The organism is Serratia sp. (in: enterobacteria) (genome assembly GCF_046715635.1).
GTDB lineage: Bacteria > Pseudomonadota > Gammaproteobacteria > Enterobacterales > Enterobacteriaceae > Chania.
In genome coordinates, this window is record NZ_JBKJYW010000187.1 from 1 (window position 1) to 6,388 (window position 6,388).

The 6,388-nt window shown below is 51.0% G+C and carries 7 protein-coding genes; 4 read left to right on the forward strand and 3 right to left on the reverse strand.

Translation table 11 applies throughout. From position 1 onward, the window contains the following. The first annotated feature begins 160 nt into the window (after positions 1 to 160). Entirely contained in the window at positions 161 to 394 is a 234-nt protein-coding gene (locus ACLQ7H_RS09135) for a hypothetical protein (RefSeq protein WP_202729080.1), read from the forward strand. A gap of 113 nt (positions 395 to 507) precedes the next feature. On the opposite strand, the gene ACLQ7H_RS09140 is transcribed toward ACLQ7H_RS09135, so the two are convergent. Beyond that, positions 508 to 822 (reverse strand): hypothetical protein, encoded by a 315-nt coding sequence (locus tag ACLQ7H_RS09140; protein ID WP_024528493.1) that lies wholly within the window; start codon positions 820 to 822, stop codon positions 508 to 510. Between the two features lie 370 nt (positions 823 to 1,192). Between ACLQ7H_RS09140 and ACLQ7H_RS09145 the strand changes: the two genes are divergently transcribed. Both ACLQ7H_RS09145 and ACLQ7H_RS09150 read left to right on the forward strand, forming a co-directional pair. Then, positions 1,193 to 1,366, forward strand: a complete 174-nt coding sequence (locus ACLQ7H_RS09145; RefSeq protein WP_411752386.1) for a hypothetical protein — start codon at positions 1,193 to 1,195, stop codon at positions 1,364 to 1,366. 145 nt (positions 1,367 to 1,511) lie between these two features. Further along, the gene (locus tag ACLQ7H_RS09150) at positions 1,512 to 2,426 is read left to right on the forward strand and encodes a DMT family transporter (protein ID WP_411752387.1); all 915 of its coding nucleotides are present in this window, start codon (positions 1,512 to 1,514) and stop codon (positions 2,424 to 2,426) included. Between the two features lie 60 nt (positions 2,427 to 2,486). On the opposite strand, the gene cycA is transcribed toward ACLQ7H_RS09150, so the two are convergent. Then, the gene (cycA, locus tag ACLQ7H_RS09155) at positions 2,487 to 3,887 is read right to left on the reverse strand and encodes a D-serine/D-alanine/glycine transporter (protein ID WP_411752388.1); all 1,401 of its coding nucleotides are present in this window, start codon (positions 3,885 to 3,887) and stop codon (positions 2,487 to 2,489) included. Positions 3,888 to 4,517: 630 nt separating this feature from the next. Here cycA and ACLQ7H_RS09160 point away from each other — a divergent pair. Further along, positions 4,518 to 4,946 carry a universal stress protein gene (locus tag ACLQ7H_RS09160; protein ID WP_411752389.1) on the forward strand — a complete coding sequence of 143 codons (429 nt, stop codon included), beginning with the start codon at positions 4,518 to 4,520 and terminating at the stop codon, positions 4,944 to 4,946. A 372-nt stretch (positions 4,947 to 5,318) separates the two neighbouring features. Here the strand turns inward: ACLQ7H_RS09160 and ACLQ7H_RS09165 are convergent, their stop codons facing one another. Continuing rightward, the gene (locus ACLQ7H_RS09165; RefSeq protein ID WP_411752390.1) at positions 5,319 to 5,543 is read right to left on the reverse strand and encodes a DUF2594 family protein; all 225 of its coding nucleotides are present in this window, start codon (positions 5,541 to 5,543) and stop codon (positions 5,319 to 5,321) included. Positions 5,544 to 6,388 lie beyond the last annotated feature (845 nt).

Sequence of the window (6,388 nt, forward strand, 5' to 3'; positions counted from 1 at the left end):
CCGCTACTTTGCCGCAAAATCCGTGCCGTTATCGTATAATTACCTGTTAAGCACCGCGTTTCGTGGTGTTCCTCGCTTCAAGTGGCTCCACTGAGGTATTATGGCTGACCGACCGATTTCGCGGCCAGTTCGCAACAGGTGAGAAAGTATTGATGGCATTATGAAAACACTTAAGCCACGCCGCCCACATGGGAGGTGGATCTATTACATTCTGCACGAAGATATTCTGTGGCCATGCCCGGTCAAATGGGAGTGGGAAGAGAATTTCGAGGCCTGGTTGCCTTTTTACTACTCGCCCACCCTGGAGTTTGTGGCTGGCGATCCGGCGAAAGCCGTGAAGGTGACGAAACTCCAGACGCCTGGTTTGCAACCGAAACGCCTGGAGTACGCTTGATTCGGGTATGCCCGAGAGTTATTTAACCGTTACCGAATGCCAGTACTTGCCAAGCCATTCTATCCGGTCTGAAACCCTCCTTCCCCCAATGCACCACCGCTTTCTAGCGGAACTCAATTGAGCAAGTCGTGCACGGTACGGCGCACGTAGTGGGTCATTTGTGCCAGGTCTTCGGGCGCGACCGGGCCACCGCCGGCCAAGACGACCTGCTGTTCGATCTGAGTGATCTCTTGCTCAACCCGGTTGGCGATTTGCACTTTGACGATCTTGTCTACCGATGACAGCAGCACCTTCAATACCACTTTCAGCGCAATGTTTTCGCAGAATGAATCGTAGGAGTGGGCTGTTGGCGGCGCTTCTACCGCCGGTGGCGGCATGCGTGGGGCCATAGCCTTGAAACTGTCTACATTTTCTATAATAAGATCCATGTCTCTTATTAGTTCATCAAAATCTTTAGACACTGACTTATTTCCCTTTGCAGTACGCAAAAAACAGAACGCCTGGCTTTAGTGGGCTGCCAGGCGGACAGAGCTTTAATCGACCAGACGTTCAATGGGTGAGCGGTAGGTTGAGCGGCATTTTAACCCTGCTCGGGTTCTGCAAACAAGATGGGGATGATTGATGGCTCGTCTTCTATGTATCACTGGCAGTGATGGTTTTGTCTTGCCGTACGGAGCTTCGTTAACAGAGGGATGTGATAAATAATGCGAGGGGCATTCAGATAAACACCAAGAGAGCGACCCGACAGGTGCCGTAGAGGCTAAACTTGAGGGGCAGACATTCACACAGGGAGGAGATATGGAACCCGAACGTGGCATTAAGCGAGTGATACTTTCTGATGGCGCTATCAAACATGTGGTAGTGGAAGACGCTATGGGCAACGAGAGCACCCTGGCTGCCAAAGATTACATTTCTGAGGGGATACAGCCACCGTTGGAAACTCTGCCGGAAGTCCCGGCACAGGAAGAGTAAAAAGATCCTGGAGGATTTGTTGCCAACTCTTGGCCGCGGGCGGCGAGTCATGCTGCTCATCCGGCATGCTGTTGCCCATGGCTAGCCTTTTCCTCATACTGGCAGAAATTGTGATTTTATTGCACCCAGCAGGAAGGGCAAGTCAGTGTCAACGGTCAAGAAAAACTCTACTCCCACGCTGTTTCTGAAGATCAAACCCCAGGAAGCCGTGCTGGTTCTCATCACCATGATCTGGGGCGGCACCTTTCTGGCCGTGCATCAGGCGATGCTGGTCAGTGGGCCCTTCTTTTTTGTCGGACTACGTTTTGGTACCGCGACACTGGCGCTGGTGCTGTTCTCCCTGCGTTCGCTGCGGGGGATGACCTGGTACGAAATCAAGGCCGGGGTGTTTATCGGTACCTCGATCATGTGTGGCTACGGCCTGCAAACCATGGGGCTACAAACCATCACCAGCAGCCAGTCGGCGTTTATTACTGCCATGTACGTGCCGATTGTACCGTTATTGCAGTGGTTGGTCCTTGGCCGTATGCCGGGGATCATGTCCTGGATTGGCATTCTGCTGGCCTTCGTCGGGCTGATGCTGTTGAGCGGGCCAAGCAGTTCCAGCCTGGCATTCAGCGGGGGTGAATTCCTGACGTTGGTCAGTGCGCTGGCGATCGCCATTGAGGTGATTTTGATTGGTGCTTTTGCGGGCAAGGTTAACGTGCGGCGGGTTACCATTGTGCAGCTTGCTACTGCGTCGGTGTTATCGTTTTTGATGATGGCGCCAACCGGGGAGTCGGTTCCGGCGTTTTCCAACTATCTGCTTTACAGCGCGATAGGGCTGGGAGTAGCCAGTGCGGTGATCCAACTGACGATGAACTGGGCACAACGCAGCGTCTCACCTACCCGTGCCACGGTTATTTATGCCGGTGAGCCGGTATGGGCTGGGATTGTCGGCCGTATCGCCGGTGAGCGTTTGCCCGGGTTGGCGCTGATCGGTGCAGGATTGATTGTGCTGGGGGTGATTGTCAGTGAGATGCGTATCCGGCGTAAACCAAAGCCAGCAGCGTTGACGTAGGGCGTTGAATGCAGCACCTGTAAAAACGCCGCGTGGGAACGCGGCGTTGCAATCACTGGGTCAGGCCGCCTTTTTACGGCGGACAAACTGATAACCGATCCCCAGAATGATAAACCACAGCGGCGTGACGACCAGCGCCTGGCGTGTGTCATCGCGCAGCGTCAGTAGCACCAGCACGAAGACGAAGAACGCCATACATACCCAGCACATCAACTTACCGGCAGGCATCTTGTAGATCGATTTTTGGTGCAGTGCCGGCCGTTGCTTACGGTAGACCAGATACGAGCACAGAATAATGGTCCAGACGAACATGAACAGAATGGCCGACACGGTGGTGACCAGCGTGAACACGGTCATGACGTTCGGGATCAGGTAGATCAGCACCACGCCGCCCAGCAGACAGATACAGGAGAAGGTCAGGCCGTTCGCCGGTACCGCACGTTTGGACAGGTTGGCAAAGGATTTAGGCGCGTCGCCTTCCTGAGCCAGGCCGAACAGCATACGGCTGGTGGAGAAAACGCCGCTGTTGGCGGAAGAGGCGGCAGAGGTCAACACCACGAAGTTGATCACACTGGCTGCGGCTGGCAGACCGATCAGCACGAACAGCTCAACGAACGGGCTCTTATCAGCCACCACCGAACTCCAAGGGGTTACCGACATAATCACGATCAGCGCGAAGACGTAGAACATGATGATGCGGATCGGGATAGAGTTGATGGCGCGCGGCAGCACTTTTTCCGGATCTTTGGTTTCGGCCGCGGTGGTTCCCACCAGTTCAATACCCACAAAGGCAAACACCGCAATCTGGAAGCCAGCAAAGAAGCCACTGATGCCTTTCGGGAACATGCCGCCGTCATTCCATAAGTGGGAGAAGGAAGCCACGCTGCCGGTTGGGGATTCGAAGTGCATTGCCACCATGACCAGACCGGCGATGATCAGACCCACAATTGCGACGATTTTGATCATCGCAAACCAGAACTCCATCTCACCGAACATTTTCACCGTTGCCAGGTTCAGGCTGAGCAGCAGCAACACGCACAGTAAAGAGGCAATCCATTGGGAGAGATCGGGGAACCAGAACTGCGCATAGGCGGTAATGGCCACCACGTCGGCAATGCCGGTGACCACCCAACAGAACCAGTAAGTCCAACCGGTGAAAAACCCTGCCCAGGGGCCGAGCAGATCGGCGGCAAAGTCGCTGAAAGATTTGTACTGCAGATTAGAGAGCAACAGTTCGCCCATCGCGCGCATCACGAAGAACAGCATAAAGCCGATGATCATGTACACGAAGATGATGGAAGGCCCGGCCAGGCTGATGGTCTTACCGGAACCCATAAACAAACCTGTACCAATAGCACCGCCGATAGCGATCAGCTGGATATGTCGGTTTGAGAGGTTTCGCCTTAGGTGATCTTCTGATCCGGGCGTGGCGTCCACTGCTATTTTAGAATGATCTACCATCGTATACTGTCCTGTTTTTACCTGTCATGAGTGGAATGGCGAGCTCTGAAGTGGCTCTTTTTTATCTGTATTAGCCGGTTTTTCCGGCAAAAATTAAGGTAACTCAATATCACCACCTTTGCGCAACATATTTACAACATAATCAGGTGGGATAAAAGCCGATTATTCTTTACTCAGGGGAGGCAAATCGGACGTCCAGGGGGCGAAAGATTACTCTTTACCGGGGCAAAAGAACAGTGCTGGAAGTGGTTATCTTATTGATTAAACAGGGTCTTATAAACTTCGCATGAGAAAAACTAATGCCAAGGGTCGTTTAAACTAATCCTAATACCTGCCTGTGCTTAGGGAGCGGTAGCGGGGCTTTTTGTGCGGGGAGCAGTTGAGTTCTAATCAGTTTATCTCTGCAGCTGGCGCGGCTTGGCAGAGGATCGCCGGGCGTGCAGCACACATTTGGTTGGATTTGCGGTTCAAATCACAAAAGTAAAAATCATTGGTTGAGCAAAGGTGGACAAAAGGCCGAGTCCCCACCGGGAACACCTGCCGATCACAAAAGCATCATAAATAGGTACAAGCTCCCACTGGCCAGCGGTAAGCTATGCTCATCACGGTAATACAAAGAGGGGATTGAATATGTACAAGACCATTTTAGTACCGGTAGATCTTGCAGAAGATGTATTGACTGAACATGCGCTCGAACATGTGGTGTATCTGGCCAAGATGTCCGGGGCCAAGGTGCATTTCTTCCATGCCTTGCCGGATGCCTCGGCGTTTGTGACCGCCTATTCGTTTGGCATCAAAGAGTTTGAAAATCAGGCTGAAGTGAAGGCGGTGGAGGGGCTGAAGAAGCTCATGGCGGAGATCGACCTGCCATTGGATCGTCTTTCTTATACCATCAGCTTCGGTTCGCCACGTGATGAGGTGTTGCAACTTGCCGAGGAAATCGCAGCCGATCTGATCGTGATTGGTTCCCGCCGTCCTAGTGTCAAAACCTACCTACTCGGCTCGAATGCGGCCGCTATTGTCCGCCACGCCAAGATCTCGGTGATGGTAGTCAGATAATTAGTAGTCTGAGTGTAATCCAACCCTGCCCGCGCCTTGCGGGCCAATTACCCCAAAGAAAACGGTGCTTGGCAGTATGCACGTGCGGATGCCTGGGCGAAGAGGGGGGGGGTATCTCTCGTTTATAGGGCTATTTATTGGTGATGAACAATAATGGGGTAATAAAAATCCCACAATATTATTAATGTTTAAATGGGACTAATCCTATTGTTGTTTGTTAATCTGATAATCAACGCGCTAGGATGAATGTTGATATAAGAAAAGGACGAAAATATTCTGTCGCCAAACTTATCATTCAACCGCTGGGATGTGGTAGTCATTACATCACCAAGCCGCTATCAGACCCCAGACGAGGGCCTGATAACGCGCGGATTATTGGCGGTAGGCGTGCTTGATCTGCTGAATACTGTTCTTGAAGATTTCAGCTTGATCCGGATCATCCACCTTAGCGGCAAAACGCTCCAGATTGATGATCACTTTACCGGCATCAGCCTGGCCAATTGCCTTTAATATCAACGTCAAAGTCGCTTTTAGGCAAGCAACTTCGGTGGCCAGCGCTTCCGGGTTTGCAGACGTAGTGAAGTCAACGTTGCTCATTTTATCTCCTGAATTTTAAGGCATAAGCCTGAAGTGAAATGTGAAATGTGGTTAGATGCACAACGACCGGCTGCCGACTCACCCAGGCAGACCCCGTGCCTCATTGAGGGCGCGGAGTATAGCACAGCATGGGAGGTTCGTATCGTGTGAGGCCGTGTGGTGGGGGCTTTATGCCGCTGTGGACAGGTGGGCAAGGCCTTTTTTTCTGTTAGTGGTGTAATTCCTTCGCATACTCATTTATAGTTAGCTACCGGATGTGCGCGCCCTCGGATAGCGTGAATTTTATAAAGTAATACTGGCTTAATTCGATGTTGTGAATAACTATTTTAACTGCAACCTATTGACATTTAAGTTGGTTATTTTCTCTTGAAATGTCACCTTTTCACCGTCAACAACGGTTATGTATCCTGAATAAGGGTTTCACTACAGCGGTTTGTACGTGATTAAAAATGGCATAATTTTGTTATCTTTTTGTAATTCATATGGTTACGTGTAATGATTGGCCGTGTGGTTATTATCTGGTTTAGAGAAAACAACGATTAATTTTCCCGCCAGATGGCGTAAAATGGCGTATCATGGTGGTAATGTATTGAGCCGAAAAGGCTTGATGGTTTTTTATCCGCTAACCAGTGGATTAATCGCAACAAAGGTGGCGCAGGGGTCTACCAACCTGGCCATAGTTAACCGAGAGTAAGTATTAATCTGTATTCATTCTTTACTGAAAACCAAGTAATATCTGTTTAGATGACAGAGGCTGATTGATTGCGTTACTCCCTTATTTTGGAGAATTTTCCTTGATTAGCGTTCTTCTTGTTGATGACCACGAACTGGTGCGCGCAGGGATA

Coding starts and splice junctions, on each gene's coding strand:
- ACLQ7H_RS09135 (WP_202729080.1), top strand. CDS start 161: ATGAAAACACTTAAGCCACGCCGCCCACATGGGAGGTGGATCTATTAC.
- ACLQ7H_RS09140 (WP_024528493.1), bottom strand. CDS start 822: ATGGATCTTATTATAGAAAATGTAGACAGTTTCAAGGCTATGGCCCCA.
- ACLQ7H_RS09145 (WP_411752386.1), top strand. CDS start 1,193: ATGGAACCCGAACGTGGCATTAAGCGAGTGATACTTTCTGATGGCGCT.
- cycA (WP_411752388.1), bottom strand. CDS start 3,887: ATGGTAGATCATTCTAAAATAGCAGTGGACGCCACGCCCGGATCAGAA.
- ACLQ7H_RS09160 (WP_411752389.1), top strand. CDS start 4,518: ATGTACAAGACCATTTTAGTACCGGTAGATCTTGCAGAAGATGTATTG.
- ACLQ7H_RS09165 (WP_411752390.1), bottom strand. CDS start 5,543: ATGAGCAACGTTGACTTCACTACGTCTGCAAACCCGGAAGCGCTGGCC.